Annotated in this window: 13 protein-coding genes; 1 reads left to right on the forward strand and 12 read right to left on the reverse strand. The window is 44.4% G+C overall.

Going from position 1 to position 19,911, the window contains the following annotated elements; translation table 11 throughout:
• Window positions 1-35: 35 nt before the first annotated feature.
• The 12 genes from KXQ82_RS06735 to KXQ82_RS06790 form a co-directional block, all read right to left on the reverse strand.
• Window positions 36-2,507, reverse strand: a complete 2,472-nt coding sequence (locus tag KXQ82_RS06735; protein WP_219487388.1) for a prolyl oligopeptidase family serine peptidase — start codon at window positions 2,505-2,507, stop codon at window positions 36-38.
• Between the two features lie 111 nt (window positions 2,508-2,618).
• On the reverse strand, window positions 2,619-4,208 hold the full coding sequence (locus KXQ82_RS06740; protein ID WP_219487389.1) for a PepSY domain-containing protein: 1,590 nt from the start codon (window positions 4,206-4,208) through the stop codon (window positions 2,619-2,621).
• Between the two features lie 10 nt (window positions 4,209-4,218).
• On the reverse strand, window positions 4,219-6,543 hold the full coding sequence (locus tag KXQ82_RS06745; RefSeq protein WP_219487390.1) for a TonB-dependent receptor: 2,325 nt from the start codon (window positions 6,541-6,543) through the stop codon (window positions 4,219-4,221).
• Between the two features lie 161 nt (window positions 6,544-6,704).
• Window positions 6,705-7,076 carry a hypothetical protein gene (locus tag KXQ82_RS06750; RefSeq protein ID WP_219487391.1) on the reverse strand — a complete coding sequence of 124 codons (372 nt, stop codon included), beginning with the start codon at window positions 7,074-7,076 and terminating at the stop codon, window positions 6,705-6,707.
• Between the two features lie 94 nt (window positions 7,077-7,170).
• Window positions 7,171-8,337 carry a hypothetical protein gene (locus KXQ82_RS06755; protein ID WP_219487392.1) on the reverse strand — a complete coding sequence of 389 codons (1,167 nt, stop codon included), beginning with the start codon at window positions 8,335-8,337 and terminating at the stop codon, window positions 7,171-7,173.
• Between the two features lie 68 nt (window positions 8,338-8,405).
• Window positions 8,406-10,100 carry an alpha-L-fucosidase gene (locus KXQ82_RS06760; RefSeq protein ID WP_219487393.1) on the reverse strand — a complete coding sequence of 565 codons (1,695 nt, stop codon included), beginning with the start codon at window positions 10,098-10,100 and terminating at the stop codon, window positions 8,406-8,408.
• 213 nt (window positions 10,101-10,313) lie between these two features.
• Window positions 10,314-10,709, reverse strand: coding sequence for a DoxX family protein (locus tag KXQ82_RS06765; protein WP_219487394.1), 396 nt, complete (start codon window positions 10,707-10,709; stop codon window positions 10,314-10,316).
• A gap of 127 nt (window positions 10,710-10,836) precedes the next feature.
• Window positions 10,837-12,273 (reverse strand): TolB-like translocation protein, encoded by a 1,437-nt coding sequence (locus tag KXQ82_RS06770; RefSeq protein ID WP_219487395.1) that lies wholly within the window; start codon window positions 12,271-12,273, stop codon window positions 10,837-10,839.
• 107 nt (window positions 12,274-12,380) lie between these two features.
• Window positions 12,381-12,998, reverse strand: a complete 618-nt coding sequence (locus tag KXQ82_RS06775; RefSeq protein WP_219487396.1) for a sulfate/molybdate ABC transporter ATP-binding protein — start codon at window positions 12,996-12,998, stop codon at window positions 12,381-12,383.
• Window positions 12,995-13,666: a molybdate ABC transporter permease subunit gene (gene modB / locus KXQ82_RS06780; RefSeq protein ID WP_219487397.1), complete on the reverse strand. Its 672-nt coding sequence runs from the start codon at window positions 13,664-13,666 to the stop codon at window positions 12,995-12,997. The genes KXQ82_RS06775 and modB overlap by 4 nt, the downstream gene beginning before the upstream one ends.
• A 26-nt stretch (window positions 13,667-13,692) precedes the next feature.
• Window positions 13,693-14,448, reverse strand: coding sequence for a molybdate ABC transporter substrate-binding protein (gene modA, locus KXQ82_RS06785; protein WP_219487398.1), 756 nt, complete (start codon window positions 14,446-14,448; stop codon window positions 13,693-13,695).
• Between the two features lie 34 nt (window positions 14,449-14,482).
• The gene (locus tag KXQ82_RS06790) at window positions 14,483-15,115 is read right to left on the reverse strand and encodes an NADPH-dependent F420 reductase (protein WP_219487399.1); all 633 of its coding nucleotides are present in this window, start codon (window positions 15,113-15,115) and stop codon (window positions 14,483-14,485) included.
• 265 nt (window positions 15,116-15,380) lie between these two features.
• Between KXQ82_RS06790 and gltB the strand changes: the two genes are divergently transcribed.
• Window positions 15,381-19,904 carry a glutamate synthase large subunit gene (gene gltB / locus KXQ82_RS06795; RefSeq protein WP_219487400.1) on the forward strand — a complete coding sequence of 1,508 codons (4,524 nt, stop codon included), beginning with the start codon at window positions 15,381-15,383 and terminating at the stop codon, window positions 19,902-19,904.
• The last annotated feature ends 7 nt before the right edge of the window (window positions 19,905-19,911 follow it).

Below are 19,911 nucleotides of genomic sequence, written 5' to 3' on the forward strand. Positions count from 1 at the left end.
CCGATTCCGATAGTTATTGGGACGAACATTCGAAATCATTTCTTTAACGTCTCATCAAACAGTTTCAATATCCGGCTGTACTCATCCGTCCAGCTGCTTGGTTCAACGAAGCCATGGCTTTCAACAGGGAATACGGCCAGTTCCCAGTTATGCTTATGCAGTTCTATCAACTTTTGCGAAAGCTTCACAATATCCTGGAAGTTTACGTTATCATCAACCATACCGTGGCACATCAGCAGGCGGCCCTTTAGGCCATTGGCAAAGTAAATAGGCGAACTTAATTTGTATGCGTTAGGGTCGTTAAAAGGCTCGTTTAGTATGTTTGCAGTATAGCCGTGGTTGTAATTAGCCCAGTCTGTAACGCTGCGTAAGCCCGCGCCTGCGGCAAAAACATCGGGCGTGGTAAACATAGCCATGAGTGTGATGAAACCGCCGTATGAGCCACCATATAGCCCTACGTGGGCAGGGTTTACGCCGTAATGGTCGGTAAGGTATTTCACACCATCAACCTGGTCTGTAAGGTCTTTACCACCCATGTGGCGATAGATGCCGGTACGTATATCGCGGCCATAGCCCGAGCTTCCGGTATAATCAATATCCATTACGGTGTAGCCATTGTCGGCTAACAGGTTATTAAACATATATTCGCGGAAATAAGTGCTCCACCAGTAATGCACATTTTGCAGGTAGCCCGCACCATGTACAAATACCACGGCAGGTTTATTAGGGTCAGGTTTTTTTGCGGGGTATACGCGGGCATAAATATCGGTTCCGTAACGATTTTTAAAAGTGATCATTTCCGGTTCGCGCCAAGGGTAGCTGTTAAACTCGGGTGTGGTGGAGTTAGTTACCTGTATTGCTTTTGCACCCGGCTTGTTGGGTTGTATGTACAGTTCCCATGGTTTGTTTGAATAGGAGTAGTGTATAGCCAGCCATTTTTCATCAGGCGAAAGCTCAACTTCGTTGCCGCCTTTCATACCGGTGAGTTTTACAGGAGTACCACCCGTTACGGGGATACGGTAGTAATGCGTTATACCCGGGTGCTCCATATTGGCAGTAAAGTAAAAGTCTTTTTTATCGTTTGATAGTTTTAAGGTAGATACCTCGAACTTACCACTTGTGAGTTGCTTTTTATCGCCCGAAATAACATCCACCACGTAAATATGCGAATAGCCACTTGCTTCGCTCTGGTAATAAAAATGTGTATTATCTACCCAGCCTGCATTGCCGCCGCCAAAGCCGTTAATACCGGGGCCACCTATCCAGGCATCATCATGCTGGCGGTCTAATAACAGCAAAATACCTGTTTCCATATCCACCTTCATTATCCAGCGGTCTTTGCAATCCTGGGCGGTAAGTATTACTACGGCATTTTTGCCATCCAAGCTCCAGTTAAGCGCGTTGATGTTTAATTTACGGTCCTGGTTCTTGGCAGTACGGTCGGCCAGCATATCGGGGTAATCTTTTACATAATCGGGTATATCTTTTATGCCCGGTATTTTCTTCGATATGGCGTAAACGCTATCGCGCTGGGTATCAAAAATGTAATTTTCTGAAGTAGCCAGCGCCGCGCCAACCTTGGTACGATTGGGGATATCTTCGGTAAAGCCGGATGCTGTAACATAATCGGGTACGTTACCAATACGGCCCGGCACGGGCGGTTGTGTAATAAGGCGGTAAGTAATGTAGCGGCCATCCGGACTTAGTTGTATGTTACCTATCTGTTTATCTTCAACAGGGATAGCCCTTAAAGTTTTTGGCTGTGGGCTCAGTTTACGTTCTTCGGCATCTAATTTGGCATCATTAGCCTTCTTTTTAATAATGTCGAATAATTCAAGTTGCTCAGCTTTAAGGTAAGCTTCCTGCGGGTTAGCATTTGCTGCTGCACCTGCCGCGCTACGGCCGCCCGCAACAGGAGCACCTGTCGCGCCACCACCACCGCGTCTGCCACCGGCCCCGGCGCCCAAGCCTGCAGGCAATGTAGCTGCTGCCGGTGCAGCGGTTGCACGGGTAAAGTTGGTAAGCTGTGTAATTTCGCCGCCGTTAAGTTTAATGGCGTAAAGGTTTTCAGCGCGGATAAATAAAACTTTCGTTTCATCGCCACTAAAAGCAGCGCTGCTTTCGCGCTCTAGCGTGTTAGTTAATTGTGTTGATACGCCTGTTTTAACATCATAAAAATAAATATCGCCGTTCTTTTCGTATAACTTTGTAGTGTGCTTTTTATTCCATGTGCCGTTTGACGGAAGTATACTCCTCTTTTCTTCAGGGGTTACTTTTTCGGGCTTCAGGTTATCAGGTGTAATCTGGTACATCGCATCACGACCTTTATTTTCGGCATTCCAGGTGAAATAGATCTTTTTACTATCATCGCTCCAGCTAATGTTAGATGGCGAAGTGCCTATCCATTGCGGGTCGCGCATGATCTTTTCTACAGTAAGGGTTTCAAGCTTTTGCGCGGATGCTACCGTCGCGCTAAGAAAAAGGAGTAGGGTAAAGGTTTTTTTCATGAGGGTAATAAGTGTCAGTTATGTATCCTGCAATTTAGCATTTATCGGGCAAATTGGGAGCTTGTTGGCATAAATGTTACAAAAGTACAATACGGCTATCTTTGCTCAAAGTTATTGATCAGCCTGCTTTAGCTTTCTCCTTCGCCACCTGAAATAAAGTATTGATCCTATCAGCACCATCAATACTTGCAGCGCCGCTCCAACCATTGTGCTTACGTCCCTTGTGGTTTTACCTGCAAAATCCATATAATGGTGTTTATGGAATAAAGCGAAACTATAACCTTCATACAATTCGCTGTCGTTGGTGGTTTTGGCTAATACCCCGGTTGATGTTTCTATATACAGGCGTTGTTTATGATTAAACGGATATGTAACCTTCCATACAGGCAGGCGCTTATCTGTAAAGTTATATTCATCGGTAAAACGGGTGATGAGTTGGGTGGATTGGATATCCTGTTTACCATAACCGCTCAGTTGCGCAGCCAGGTGTTGCGCATACAATTGATCACCATTATTAAGTACTGAAGAATTATCGGCATTTACATAGACTACTGCAGCAGCAGCGGCGCCCATGTCCTTCATCAGGTCTTTACTATTTGACTGATTTTTATCGCTTTTTAGGTATACCTGCCAGTACGTTATTCCGTTTAATCGGGTAAGACCGATATTGCTGACCGGCTTTTTTACGATGCTTTGTAATTTATTAAGGTCAAAACTGATATCCGAAACGGCGAAGGAGTTGGTTACACACTGCATCTCTTTTGGCTGAATATTTAGTTTAGAAAATGCATGGTAACATCCACTAAATGTGAACATTAAAGTAAATACAGAAGCAACAATAGCTGTATATCTGTGGTTACGCCTTGAGCTTACCAGCTTATTGCCCTCAATCCGTTTGCTTTTAGTGGTGAAAAAGATGTATATCCCCATCAGGCTGGTAATGAATGCCAATGAGGTGAAAAATATCTCAATAAACAGCCGGCCCCTGCCTAAAAAGTTGATCCATCCCCAGGTATGCACCAGGTCGAAAAAAGTGGTGAATGCAGCACGGTTCTTATCCACAGCTACCGCGAATCTGTCCAGCCCGGTTTCTACATATAAACGGATATGGTCATCCCGTTTAAACGAAACCTCGTAAACGGGTAGCAGGCAATAAATGCTTTTATACTCATCATTAAAATGAGTAATGAGCGAAGCATTTTCTATTGGTGTGCCCGTTTTGGTATTGAGTACTGTATTGGCCGCTTCGCCGCAGCAGTCTATTGTGGGCATAGGCGTATCTGCAGGCATTTCCATTTGGGCCATTTTCTTTTCCTTTTTTGGAGGGCCCTCTAAAAAAATGCGGGCAATGTATTGAGCATACAGCCAATCACCTTTGGTTAAGATATTGCCGTTTTTAGTGCTTATATATTCCAGGCCGTAATTGCGGCCGGTTTTAACCTGGTAAAACCAGTTGGTATCAATATGTACCAAGCGCACACTATAAATACTGTCTATTTTGTTTTGTTTTAAAACCTGCTGTAAGGATAGCTGTATGCTGCCCGCACCCGGCGTTTCTGTCGGGATGCTTTGTGTTTTGACAGCCGGGCGAAAGTTTGTCATTATGGGGTGCATAAACCCGCTTATCGCCCAAAGCAATACCGGTACTGCTATAATGAGCGAGCAGGTACGGTGCCATTTATATATGTTTTTCCGGAACATGATATTTATTTTATTTACCAAATTTGTAAGATATGCCGAGTGTAAAGGCCCTCGGGTCGCCAAGGTTATAACTGTAAGATGCCGCACCATTTGTTGTGGCTGTGGCCGTTGCCAGTGTTGCGTAATAAGTATTAAATATATTCAGCGCGTTCAGCCAAATTTCGGCGTGACCTGTTTGATAGCCTGCGCGTATGTTAGTCACCTTAAATCCTTCATATGTGTATTTGCTAAGGTTATCCATAAAGTATTGCCCTACCTGCTGCTCTTCAACACCCAGCCTTAAACCTTTTATATAGCGGGGTTTATAAACAACTTCGGCATTACCCGAAAAGTTGGGCGCGCTTGCCATTTCTTTACCATTATAGTTTACACCATTTGCAATGTAGTTGATGAACGTATGTTTGGCATTTGTAGCGCTTATGCGGAAATAAAACTCATTAGCATGGTAACTGATGCCGTATTCTAAACCAATATGCCTGGTTGCACCTGCGTTTTGTGGTTGACTGGTATTATCGGGAAGTTTTACCGAAATGATCTCGTTTGTGCCGTTCATCAGGTAAGCGCTGTAGTCAATATATAGTTTATTATCAAGTAATGATAACCAGCCGCCTAACTCATAGTTTGCAAATGTTTGCGGCAGCAGGTAAGCGCTGTTACTTGTTTTACCAAATACCTGCGTAATTTGCGGCGGCACATAACCTTCGCTGTACGTTCCGTAAAAACCAATATTTTTGTAATTATAGGTAAAGCCGATTTTAGGCGCTACTTTATCATAATTGGTTATGGCCGATGGCCCACCCGTAACATTTGAACCCGGCAGGTAATTAACAAAAGCATACTGGAATGCATCATAACGTACAGCTGCCGAAATGCGCAGGCCCGGGGCTATGGTAAAGTCGTAATCAACATAAGAACCAAAATTACTGATGGCCGTATTGTAATTGGCCATTATTACATCGGGGGTAGCATTGGTATAACTCACATAATTTACCACACCATTTTGGTTTTGCTTTTTTATCCAGATAAACTGCTGGTAAAAAGATTGCGGGTCCAGCTCGGCACTTGCACCCACAATGAGCTTGCCCTGTAAAAATTTAAACTTTTGTACATGCTGCAAATACATCCCATACGATTTAAAGGAGTTGTTATTAATGTTACCTGTGGCCGTATCCGGCGAAATGGGGTTACTTGTTTTACCGGCCGTGCGATAACTGGCAATGGAGTATGACGGGTTTTGAATAACAGCATTATCACGGTACATTATAATAGCGGTAGTTGTGCTGCTGTCGGTCCAGTTATGGCTGATGGTTGACCGTGCGCGCAATGCTTTTACTTTACGATAAGTGAAAAAGGCCTGTGCCGTGTAGTTTTTGCGGTCGAAATGGGCACTATCCAAACTGCCGTACATATCGCTAAAGTAATTGATGTACGACAGGCTGTTTGTCCATAGCGTATTTTTATCTATCTTATAATCAAGTCTTACGCTAACGGCTGTTTTGTGAAAATCGCTGTACTCAATAGGTCCGTTGGTTTGATCGGCATAATAACCGCTAACAATCAAACCCAATTTTCCGGATGAAGAGCCTATCTGCCCGTCAACACGTTTATAGCCCTGGTTGTTGGCCTGGGTACTGATATAGCCCGAAGTGTAAGCCGGTGGCGCCTGCGTGATCAGGTTAACCACGCCGCCAATAGCCTCGGCGCCATACAGCGCGGAAGAAGGGCCTTTAATCACTTCAATATTCTTAATGGCAGCCATATTCATTTCCAGCAGCGCATTATGGTTAAATACCGCTGAGGTGCGGATAGGGATGCCATCTTCAAGGTACAGAAACAGGTTATTGGTATTCATGGGCTGGCGTATGCTCATTTCGTGCTGCTCATTACCCAGGTTTACCATATTTACACCGCTTACTTTGTTGAGCAACATATCCAGCCGTTGGGCCTTTGTATCTTCTATAGTTTGTTTGGAGATGCTCGCTATCGCGATGGGGGCCTCGCTGCGTTTTTCGGCAGTACGGTTAGCACTGATCACTACACGTTGCAGTTCGGTACTTGAAGGTTGCAGCGCAATGGCTTGCGACAGGCCTTTAACTTCAATACTGCGGGTTACGTACCCAATAAAAGTAACCTGCAATGTTGTAGCGTTGGCAGCTATTTTGAATTTACCGGCGGCATCTGTTGTTGTGGTAGTTTTGTTATCAGTAATGGTGGCGCCCTGTATCGGTTCTTTAGTGATCGCATCGAAAACCTTACCCTGAATTATGGGTGTTTTTTGAGCAAATATATATGTGCTTATTAATAACGTGAAAACAACAATAGTGATTTTTTTCATATCAATGTTGGTGCCATTGTGAATGGCAAATAACTGTAGGCGTGCATATGTTTAACACAGCAGGCATTGTATAATATAATGTTAGATGGTTGTAAACGGTACAGCAATACCATATCCCGCCAAGGGGAAACAGCATTATGTTTTACAGAAAAAGAAGGATACTAACCCAGCTGCGGAGGGCGGAACAATGACCTGTTGAGAGATGATGGCACAGGCGCACAATAAGGTGTACTGATGGTTTGTAGTAATACCGTGTGGAACTTAACTGCATTTGAAGTTTCGCAAAAAGTTTCCTGTATGCCGTTCTTTTGCGTTTGGCGTTCCTGGGCCTGTTCTTTTTCTTCGGCTTGTTTTATTTTTTTGGAGAGGTAGCAATGCCCGTTACAATGCATCCAGGGCTTATCCCGGTTTTCGCAAAGGGCGGCGGCAATGTATTTCTGGTTAAGTTTAAAACCAGCGTAAACAAACAGGTAGCTATAGTTGGCGCTAAGTATCGCCAGCATTAATAACCATCCTGTAAGTCGCTTTAACATTGCTGCAAAAGTATATAATTATGCCAAACGGCGAGCTGTTTTTTTATAAATTAGGACATGTTGTAAAAAGTGCTGCCTTTCCCGATAATAGATATTAATATTTATTCCATTCGTCGGCTACCAGTTTATCCACTACCACATTAAAGTTTGTTTTATTAATGCCTGCAATACTATTGAGTGCTTTAAACAGGTTTTCGTTATCAGGTTGTGCTTTACCACAACTCAATAATGAAATTACCGCCGGGAAACCTTTTTCCTTTTCCAGTTTTTGAACGATCAGTGCTTCAATAACATAATCAGTATAAAGCGGTGCGTGTACTACATCGCCAAATTTGGTATGGGCATTAAGTGCCTTGAGCCAATCATGATCATTACCCATCAGTGTTTTGAATTTTTTAAAAATGTCGTGCCAGTCCATTATACCCCAGCTACCGCCATAGAGGTAGGCGCAGGCCTCATCTAATGGCCGGTAGATAACCGTAGTTGAAACCACATGATGTAACCGTGAATGCCACAGATCGTGAAGGTCAAAAGCTGTAATGTCATCGGCAGGTGCGCCAATCAGGTACAAACTATGTTGATCTTCGAAGGTTGACAGGTTTGCATGGTTTATACTATTGTAATCGGCGCGGTAGGCTACGCCCATTAGCTCTAGCATGTTTTCAAAATTATCGCAATAATAAATGGAGGTAGGGTAGTTGGGGGCTTTAACCCGTTTATCATACTCTATTGCTTTTTTTATAAATTTATCCAGCTTCGGTATTTTAACAGTTGTGTTCCTATAAACGGTAAAGCTTCCTGTCTTTTTAACCTGCCACGTTAGCGTGTTACGTTTTAAAGGAGAATTAAAAAAGTATTGTTCGCTTTTCTTTTCGGCTATCAGTTTAAAACTTGCTTTTAAAATAGGTGTGGCATTATCTACAGCTAAATACGATAGCTGAATAAGGTATGTATTGCTATCAACCGGTACAACATTGGTTAAATAACATTTGTAAAAGTTTGGTTTAGCTGCGCCTGCGTTCTCTACGCCCTTCATCTCATCAATTAAGGCAGCGGTTTCAATAAGGTTTTCCTTTAGTACAAAGGCATTATCCTTACCGGGTTTTTCCATTTGGGATAAAAAACTGTTTAGCGATTTGATCAGCCGAACTGAATCTGCCGGTAGTTTGATGTTTTTGGGTACAGATACCGGATTGCTTTGTGAAAAACACGTGGCCGATAACAGTAATCCTAAAAAGGTATTCAGCGATTTTTTTAACATAAAAAATGTGTAAGGTTAGCGAACTTACACATTTTTAAATTTATTTAATGGGCGCTAATTGTTTGCCCTTACTCTTTAAATAACGTAAACTCCTGTATCTGTATACCAGGCAATGCTTTGACAATGTTGAGCCTGAAAACCTGTGCTGTTACCGGCGTTACGGTTTTTAAAAAGCCACGACCTATCTTTTTGCCATCAAACAATAGTTTCCATTCGCCGCCCTGCTGGTACTCTACGCGGTATTCTTTAATGTTCACTTCTTTGTTGCTGCCTTCCTGTATGGCTACGGCAGCAATATTGGTGGCTTTGCCTAAATCGATGGTCAGGGTAGCAGTGGTATCGGCTTTGGCTGCGGACCATTTGGTAAGCGCCGAGCCATCCACTGCTTTGGCAGCGCTATTATCGGTATTTAATTGTGATGATGCAGTTATGGGTTTGCCTACCGATGGCGCAGGTTCGGCAATAGCCTCCCCCTTGATGTTTAAACCAATTACAGTAGCGATGCTATCATGTGGGATAGATGATATATTAACCAACACACCATCAGCAATACGTTTAACAGGCAGTGATGTTTTACGTGATGAAATAGGATAGGCATCCAGTACATCACTCTTCAAAGGTACTTTTAACACACCATCCTTTGGCCAGTTAAATACATGCAGGTAAATAGTTTGGCCTTTTTGCGTAGCGCGGCCCCAGCCCAGGTAGCTAAACGGACTATGTGTAGTGCCATATATCGACTCGCCATTTTTATTCATCCACGAGCCCACTTCTTTCAATCGGGTAACTTCTTCTTCAGGAATCAAACCCTCGGCTGTTGGGCCAACGTTAAGCAGGTAGTTGCCACCTTTTGATGCGATGTCGATGAGGTTTTGTACCAGTACTTTGGTGCTCTTAAAGTTTTTGTCGTTTATTTTATAGCCCCAGGTATCGTTTATGGTCATGCAGCTTTCCCAATTGCGACCGGGGTATCCCGTTGCCGGGATAAATTGCTCAGGCGTTTCCAGATCTCCGCCAAAACCGCCGCCCAAGCGGTTGTTAATTATAATATTGGGTTGCAGTTTCAATGTTTCGTGTACGCGCGCGGCACGTTCGGGCGTCATATCGGTAGGGGTATCAAACCATAAAACGGAGATAGGGCCGTATTTGGTCAATATCTCTTTCATCTGCGGTACGGCTACTTTGTCAATATACTCATCCATACTGCCTTTCTGTGCCGGGTCCCACTGCCCGCCGTTGGCAGCGCCACCGGGATGGTTCCAATCCTGCGCCTGCGAATAGTATAGACCGAATTTAATGCCCTGCTTTTTGCATGCCGCTGCCATCTCCAGTATCACATCCCGTTTAAACGGTGTGGCATCAACAATATTAAAGTTGCTGGCATCCGATTTAAACATCGCGAAACCATCATGGTGCTTGCTTGTGATCACAATATATTTCATGCCCGCTGCTTTGGCAAGCGCCACTACTTTATTAGCATTAAATTTAACCGGGTTAAATTGTGCGGCATATTTTTGATAAACCGCCATCGGTATTTTACCCTTGTTCATTATCCACTCGCCAATGCCAGGTATCTCTTTACCCTCATATATTCCCGCAGGAACTGAATATATACCCCAGTGGATGAACATACCGAAGCGGGCTTCAGTCCACCATTGCATACGTGCTTTGCGATGCTCCTCGGTTTCGGCCGGGGCCTGGGCAAAAGTGCTATTAAAAAATAAGATGCAGCATAAAGCAATGAGCAGTGCGCGTTTGGTCATGATGGTGTGTTGTTAGGATTAATTGGTTTTTAAAGGTAGGTAAAACCTGTGGGGATGCGGGTGAATTATTTTGGCATTTTAGTTAACTGGATTAACAAAAGGTTAGCCGAGATTTGGCTAACGCCCGTTATTAAAGATTGGCTAAGTAAAGTTGAAATTAAGTTTGGTTTAGCGACAAGCTAAACCAGCTTAATAAATATTATCCAGGAAGCATTACAACGACATTTCCAATTGCTTTTTCTCTTTCAGGTTGTTCATCATATTGTACAAAAGGTACGATACCAATACCAGTACCAAAGCAACTAAAGCGGGCGCCCATTTATCAGGGCCATCGCCACTGCATAAGTGCGAGAAAAAGGCCCCGAAGGTATCAAACGCCAAACCCGCGTAGGCCCATTCTTTTAGTTTTGGGAAACGGGGTACCAGCACTGCTATAACTCCCAGTATTTTCATTACACCAATAAAGGGGACAAAATAGGCAGGATAACCCAGATGTTTTATCAATGCCACCGCATCGGGCGCTTGCGATACATCGATCAATGCGCCTAAAAATATAAATGCCGACACCAACCCCGTAACGATCCAATAAGTTGTAGTGATTTTTTTCATATGATTCATTGTTTGTTTCGGGCTTTGTCGGTGCAGTTGAAACATCCTTACAGGTAAAAAACAAAAAAGGCAACCACTTCTCGTGATCGCCTTCCATATTTTTGACTTTTAACTTTTGACTTTTAACTTAATACGTCCTCTTCAACCAACTCTCCGGTACAGGGATGATACAAATGTTCATCGATTTATTATCCTCCGACAGCATAGCCGATTGTATCTCGATACGTGTACCATCCGCGCTAAAAGTAGGATGGGGGTGATCTGCCGCGGTAGCTTTATGCCCGGTAGATAGCGGTATCATCTCGCGGGTGTGGCGGTCTATCAGGTATACCGTACGCGAAAAATCATCGCCTACGGCCCAACGCCCGTCTGCCGAACCGTTTACGTGCCACAGGCCGCTGCCGCTTGGGGTTTGGCCAATAATGGTCATTTCCTGTGTGCGCAGGTTAACTATGCCCAGCCCGGTAGGTTTCTCGCGCGTGCCCGAGTTACCCCAACCGGTTTCCTGGCCCGGGTTAACCGGGTTGCTCACATCTTTAAACTCGGTGCCTGTTGTTGCAGGTGTATACACGGTTTTGGTAACCGGGCGGTGGCCCATTAGCGCAATGGCAACCTCATCCTTGGTAATTACGGCTTCATGTGTTACCCATTCGTAACTGGCCTCGGGGTACAGCGGGCGCAGGCCCGTACCATCGGCCATTACCGTCCAGGTACGCTGTGGCGATTTACCGCCTGTTTCCCAGCAAAATATAATTTCGCCATGAACCCATGGGTTCACCTGTATGTGCCCTATCTGGAAAGGGACCGATGTAATGTATTTAATAGCGCCCGTATTCACATCCATGCTGATCAATCCGGATGGGCCTGCACCCATATTACGCGGGCCAAAGGCAGGCTCTATTTTTGCATTGGCGGCAATGTGTTTGGCAGCTTCGGTTTTACCCACACGGCCATAAACTACCTGTTCATCGGCATCCAGGGCCATATCATTGCCGGGGTTCATTTCGGCAGGGATGGTGCCGCAAAGGTGCTGGTAAGCTGTCGCGGGTTTCATTTTACCGGCTTTGCTGTCGGCAAATACCGCCGCAAGGTCAACCACCATAATTTGTACAGCGGTAGGCTGGCGGCGTGGTGGCGGTGTACTGCCGGGAGCGGCGGGTGCTTGCCCCGGCGTACCCAATGGTGTTGACTCCGCATCGGGATTAACATTGTGCATATAATACAATTTCATCGATTTGCGGGCGACGCAAAGCATACCGGTATAACCGCCCTCGGTAACCTGCACAATATCGCCCGACTGCTCATTTACGGCAAAAGCCTCATTTTTTGCCCTGCCCGAACGGAAGATGAGCCATTGGCTGTCCGACGTCCACTGCGGGTGGGTCTGGTATATTTTTGAATCGCCATTGGGCGTGCTCGTTAAAAAAGTGAGCATGGTGCCCGTAACCGGGTCTTTTACTATTTTCTTTTCGGATGGGAAACGCCTGCCTATCTGGGCGTTGACATTAAATGATAACAGCGCGGATGCGCATAAAGAGGCTAAAAACAGTGATGATGTTTTCATTGTATTGTTGGTTTATTGATTGGTTTAGCGGATTTGGTTAGCCCGATATTATCCTACTATTATAGAACTAATATGATAAACCCAATGCAACAATTTGAATACAGTAGTTATGCAATTTTAATCATGTTTGTTGCAATATGCTCCACCTCGTTAGGGTTATGGCTTACAATTAGGCAGGTCGCGTTGAGTTCTTTGATCAGTTTACCCAGGTCGTTAATAAGTTCTGATCGCATATCATAATCCAATGCCGAAAATGGCTCGTCCATTAACAATAGTTGCGGTTTAATGGCAAGTGCACGTAAAATGGCTAAACGTTGCTGTTGCCCACCCGAAAGGAACTCGGGCTTGTGTTTGGTCAAGGTTTCTAATTTACCGAAATGTAGCAAACGCTCTATCCATGCCGCATCAGCTGTAGCGTATTGCAGGTGCTGCAACACCGTCATGTTTGGAAAAAGGGCGTAGTTTTGAAATACAAAACCCACATTACGCTTTTGGGGCTTTAGGTTATGCTTTTGTACGGTATCCAGCCATACCTGCCCGTTGAAAGAGATTTTGCCTTTTTCAGGCTGAACAAGCCCGGCGATAATTTTGAGCAGCGTAGTTTTACCAGATCCCGACGGCCCCGTTATTTTGGTAATGGTGCCGGTTTCTATCCAGTTATCAACTTTTAACACCTGGTGCCCCGCATAGGTGCGCATCTTTTTTTCTATGTTGATAACGATCATTCCAATGGGCTTTTTGCTGAGTGTTTATTGAAAATGAATACCGCTATCACAATAATAAAGGTAAGCGCGAACAGGATGAGCGAGTAGTTATTGGCGGCGGCATAATCCATATTCTCAACCGCGTCATAAATAGCGATAGAGGCCACTCGGGTAACACCGGGTATATTTCCACCAATCATCAGCACCACGCCAAACTCGCCAAGTGTATGGGCGAATGTGAGTACAATAGCTGTTAATAAGGATGGGCGTATGTTAGGGAGCAATACCTTTCGGAAAGTCTCGGTTTCTGATTTACCCAACGTGTATGATGCATGGGACAATGATAAAGGTAATTGCTGTAGGGCCGATTTGATAGGGCCTATCATAAATGGCATACTATAAATAACCGATGCCAACACTAATCCCGGAAAGGAGAAAACAAACTGTATATTAAATTTATGTGACAGCCAATATCCTAAACCATGCTGCGGGCTCAGTGCCAGTAATAGATAGAACCCCAGTACAGATGGTGGTAAAACCAATGGCATAGTGATAAACGCATCTATTATGGTTTTTAAAACCGATTTGCCCCGGGATAACCACCAGGCAAGCGGCAGCCCGATAAGCAGCAGTATTGAGGTAGTTGTTGCAGCAAGCTTGAGCGTTAACCAAATGGGCGACCAATCCATTAATAAAGGGATGTTTTGTTAATCAATTATTGTACAAGGTAGCCGTATTTTTTTAATATGGCTTTTGCCGATGAAGATAACAGGTATTTGCAGAATTTTTGAACCTGCGGCAAATTATTATCGGTAGCGTGTTTTAATATAACCATGCCTTGCTGGATAGGTGTGTATAGCTTTTTATCTACTGGCGCCCAGTATAGTTTAATAGTTTGGTTATCATCCATCAGCAATGATTGGCTGGTAAAGCCAAAATTTACCACGCCGGTAATAATATAGGTATTCACCTGGGCAATGCTTTCGCCGGTTACGGTTTTGGCTTTTATTTTATCAATGATGTTTAGTTTGGTCAGTGCTTCAGTTGCGGCTTTGCCATAAGGCGCAATTGCAGGGTTTGCAATGGCTATTTTGCTGATATCATTATTTAAAATAATGCTTTGCCAATGCTTAATATCAATATTTTGAGTGCTGCAAACAATCAGGCTGCCCGATGCATAAACAAGGGGCTTATCCACTGCAAAGCCATCGGTATACAAACCTTGCGGGAAAGCCATATCGGCGGAGAGGAATACATCAAACGGGGCGCCATTTTTTATTTGGGTAGCCAGGTTGCCCGATGAGCCGATAATGGGTTCGATAACAATCCCGCTCCTTTTTGTGAAATCGGCACCCAGTACTTTGATCACAGATTGGAGGTTAGCAGCTACGGCTACTTTAATATTCTGCGCAAAACATTGCTGTATCAGCAAAATAGCTAAAATAATGGCGGCACACTTTTTTATGATCATAGCACATAGGTTAGTGCCGCAAATATAGCTGATTTTAGGCTTCGTCTTTTTTTAATATATCATGTGCGTCGGCACAGGTAATCTCTTTGTTATAAAGTTCAGATCCGGGTTGCTGCATTTGCCCGCCATCGCGCAGGTTGCCGGTATCAATAGCTGCAAAGCCGATTTCTTCTATCAGGCGCGAAACCTTTGCTTTGGCCTCAATACTATCGCTCGCCATAAAAATAGCGCGCCGTTCCTGTAAAGGTAGTTTTTGCTCGCTGCTGTTATTCAGGTGCTGGTAATGTATGGTATTGAATGCTTTAACTATTGTGGCACCGGGCAAACGTTTGGCAGTTTCTTCGCTTGATGTTGAATTACCCAAGTCGGCAAGTTTACCGTTTGCGAGGTAGGGGTTCATGGCATCAATCACTATTTTGTCCTGCACGGTGATTGCATCCGGCAGGGCAGCGGTCTCGCGCCAGGGGGTGGCTAAAAAAACGATATCGCCAAAGGCGGCGGCCTCGTTCACGCTTAGCGCGATGGCGTTATCACCCAGTGATGTGATCAGTTCTTTCAATGACTCAGGTCCGCGCGAATTACTCAATGCCACGGCGTGCCCGGCTTTGATAAAAAGGTTTGCTATAGTGGCTCCGATCTTGCCGGCGCCTATGATCCCGATCTTCATAAAACAGCATTTTTTAATGGTGAAAAGTTAAAACAGGTCAACTTTCAAACAAATTCTATTGATTTTATAGAATTTACCTTTAATTAACACACAAGTGTATGTGTTTGTTTTTTTTTAAATTGGTAATAATTTAATTATATCATTATGAATTTTTAAATTTTTATAATAAATAGCATGTCTTTATTGAATAATGCGAAAAAAAAGGCAAACATTTTATAATTTTCATCATATTGCTTAACTTCGTTATTACACCTTTTTAATAAAAATGGAGCAAACTGATTCTAACCAACAAGGTCTTTACAGGCCAGAATTTGAACACGATTCGTGCGGAACGGGGTTTTTAGCCAATTTAAATGGCCATAAATCAAACGAAATTATTGTTGATGCGCTTACCATATTAGAAAATATGGAACACCGCGGCGCTTGCGGATGCGATCCGCTGAGCGGCGATGGCGCGGGACTTTTGATACAAATACCACACGAATTTTTAATGGAAGAGTGTACCAGCCTCGAGATCAGCTTACCTGAACCGGGTGAGTATGGTGTAGGTATGATATTCTTTCCGAAAGAGCCGACAGCAAAAAAAGCTTGCCGTACCATTATTAAGAACGCGGTTGAAAAACTCGGTCTGCATATTTTAGGATACCGTAAGGTGCCTGTAAATTCGTCGGGCATAGGCGAGACCGCCCGCGCTGCAGAACCGGATGTTGAGCAGTTATTTATTGCCCGCCCGCACCACATTATCAATCCTGATGATTTTGAGCGCAAGCTTTATGTGCTGCGCCGTTTCATTACCAAAACAGTTAGCGAGACCATAAAAGATGCTCACGACCTGTTTTACTTTACTTCGTTATCGTGTAAAACCATAGTTTATAAAGGGCAGTTAACCACTTACCAGGTTCGCCAATATTATACCGATCTTTCTGATCCGCGTATGGCATCAGGCTTTGGTATGATACATTCGCGTTTCTCAACCAATACCTTCCCTGCATGGCGTTTGGCACAGCCTTTCCGCATGATAGCGCATAATGGTGAGATCAATACCCTTACCGGTAACCTGAACTGGTTTTACTCAGGCCTTAAATCATACATGTCGCCTTATTTTACACAAGACGAAATGGAGATGTTATTGCCTGTTATTGATACCAACCAATCCGATTCGGCTTGTTTGGATAACATTGTTGAGATACTGCTGCACTCGGGCCGTTCATTACCACACGTTATGATGATGCTGGTACCTGAAGCATGGGATGGTAACGAGCAGATGGATCCGATTAAAAAGGCATTTTACGAATACCATGCAACTTTGATGGAGCCATGGGATGGGCCGGCAGCATTAACGTTTACCGATGGTAAACAAATAGGCGCCTTGTTAGATCGTAATGGGTTGCGCCCTTTACGTTACGCTGTAACCAGCGATAACCGCATCATTGTAGCATCAGAGGCTGGTGTATTGGCTTTAGATGAATCAAAAGTGATTCGTAAAGGCCGTTTACAACCGGGTAAAATGTTATTGGTTGATACCACACAAGGTAAGATAGTTACCGATGACGAAATAAAGAAAAGAATTGCCGGCGCGCAGCCTTATGGCCGCTGGTTAGAAAACTATAAGATACGTTTAGAAGAACTGCCTGAGCCACGCTTAACTTTCTCAAGCCTGGCGTCAGACTCGGTATTTAAATACCAACAGGTATTTGGCTACTCGCGAGAGGATATAGAAACCATTATTATGCCCATGGCTGTTGATGGTAAAGAGCCTATAGGTTCGATGGGGACGGATGTGCCTTTGGCTATCTTGTCAGACAGGCCGCAACATTTATCAAGCTACTTTAAGCAGTTTTTCGCACAGGTTACCAACCCGCCGATAGATCCTATCCGTGAGCGTTTGGTAATGAGCCTTGCTACCTTTATTGGTAACAATGGTAATTTGCTGGATGAGGATAAAATGCATTGCCATTGCGTAACGCTTAAACATCCTATATTAAATAACTATGAGTTGGAAAAACTGCGTAGTATTGATACCGGCTTATTCCACGCTAAAACACTGCAAACATACTTTAAAGCCGACGGGCAACCTGGCTCGCTTGAAAAAGCGATAGCAAGGCTTTGCCGTTATGCAGAAGATGCGGTAGAAGATGGTTTTGAAGTATTGATACTTTCCGATCGTGCTATCGATTCGGAACATGCCCCTATACCATCACTGATGGCTGTTTCGGCAGTGCATCACCACCTGATAAAAAAAGGTAGCCGTGGTTCGGTAGGTTTGGTTGTTGAGGCCGGCGATGTTTGGGAAGTTCACCATTTTGCATGTTTATTAGCATTTGGTGCAAGTGCCATTAACCCGTACTTAGCTTTGGCAAGTATTGAAACGCATAAAAATGATGGTAAGCTTGATACCAACCTTGATATCAAAGCCTTATCTAAAAACTATATCAAAGCGGTAAGCGATGGTTTGCTGAAGATATTCTCCAAAATGGGTATCTCAACCTTGCAATCATATCACGGCTCACAAGTGTTTGAAATACTGGGCCTTAACAAAGATGTAGTTGACCGTTACTTTGTTGGCGCGGTTACACGCATTGGTGGCTTAAATAGTGATGATATTGCCCGCGAAGCGCTGTGCAAACACAAAATAGGTTTCGGCGAAGCGAAGAACGAAGTTCACTTACTACCCGAGGGTGGTATATACCAATGGAAACGCAGGGGCGAAGCGCACTTGTTTAACCCGGATACCATCCACTTATTACAACATGCTACCAAAACAAACGATTACAGCGTTTACAAAAGGTATGCTAAACTGATCAACGATCAAACAGAGAAACACTATACCATCCGTGGCCTGTTGGATTTTGCACATCACCGCGAAGCTATCGCTCTTGAAGATGTAGAACCGGCAGAAAGCATCATGAAGCGTTTTGCTACAGGCGCCATGTCGTTCGGCTCTATCTCGCACGAAGCGCACAGCACGCTGGCTATCGCCATGAACCGTATTGGTGCCAAGAGCAATACCGGCGAAGGTGGTGAAGACGAAATGCGTTACATCCCGATGGAAAACGGCGATTCGATGCGTTCGGCTATTAAACAGATTGCTTCGGCAAGGTTTGGTGTTACCAGTAACTACCTTACCAATGCTGATGAGCTACAGATAAAAATGGCGCAAGGTGCAAAACCGGGCGAAGGTGGACAGTTACCGGGCCATAAGGTGGATGACTGGATCGCTAAAACCCGCCACGCTACACCGGGCGTAGGTTTGATCTCTCCGCCGCCGCACCATGATATTTATTCTATCGAAGATTTGGCACAGCTGATATTCGATCTGAAAAACGCTAACCGTGCCGCACGTATTAACGTTAAGCTGGTATCAAAAGCAGGTGTTGGTACTATTGCAGCAGGTGTTGCTAAGGCACATGCCGATGTGATACTGATTGCCGGATATGATGGTGGTACAGGTGCATCGCCAATAAGCTCTATCAAACATGCCGGTTTACCTTGGGAACTTGGTTTAGCCGAGGCCCATCAAACGCTGGTACGTAATAAACTGCGCAGCCGTGTTGTATTACAGGCCGATGGTCAAATGAAAACCGGTCGCGATCTTGCTATTGCTGCCTTAATGGGAGCAGAGGAGTGGGGCGTAGCTACTGCGGCATTAGTTGCCGGTGGCTGTATCATGATGCGTAAATGCCACTTGAATACCTGCCCTGTAGGTGTTGCCACACAAGACCCTGAATTACGTAAACTGTTCACCGGTCAGCCGGAGCATATTGTTAATCTGTTCCGTTTCCTTGCCGAAGAGATGCGTGAGATAATGGCTGAATTAGGTTTCCGTACCATTAACGAAATGGTTGGCCGTGTTCAGTTCCTTAAAGTTAAGGAAGGATTGAAACACTGGAAACTAAATAAAATTGACCTGTCGGGCATGTTGCACCCCGTATATAATGCTAAAGGCGCAACCCTTTACAATAGTGAGGCGCAAGACCACGGTATGGCAGATATATTGGATTGGAAATTGTTGGAGTATGCAAAACCTGCTCTTGAAGACCAAAGCCCTGTATTCGCGTCGTTCAATGTGAAAAATACAGACCGTACCATTGGTACACTGTTATCTAACGAGATATCTAAGCGATATGGTTCTGAGGGCTTGCCTGAAAATACCATCAACTACAAATTTACAGGTTCGGCGGGGCAAAGCTTCGGCGCATTCTCGGCCAAAGGTTTATCTTTTGAGCTGGAAGGCGAGGCAAATGACTATGTAGGTAAAGGCTTATCAGGTGCGCAATTAGCCATCTATCCATCAAAAGAAGCAACCTTTGTTCCTGAAGATAATATTCTGATCGGTAACGTTGCCCTGTATGGCGCAACATCGGGCGAGGTATTTATCCGCGGTATGGCCGGCGAGCGTTTCGCGGTACGTAACTCGGGTGCTACGGCGGTTGTTGAAGGTGTTGGCGACCATGGTTGCGAATACATGACAGGTGGCCGCGCGCTTATCCTGGGTAAAACAGGCCGTAACTTTGCCGCCGGTATGAGCGGTGGTTTAGCCTGGGTTTACGATCCGGATAACTCATTCACCGAAAACTGTAATACCGAGATGGTGGATCTTGATCCGCTATCGGCAAAAGATAAAGAACAGATAGTAACCTTGCTGCGCAAACACGTACAAATTACAGGAAGTACCGTTGCTAAAAACCTGTTGGAAAACTGGGAAGAAGCACTTCTGCGATTTGTTAAAGTATTCCCTAAAGAGTACAAAAAGGTTTTACAACAAGCACAATATCAAACCATCAGCTAATTATTAT

This window comes from Mucilaginibacter rivuli (assembly GCF_019391655.1).
Lineage (GTDB): Bacteria > Bacteroidota > Bacteroidia > Sphingobacteriales > Sphingobacteriaceae > Mucilaginibacter > Mucilaginibacter rivuli.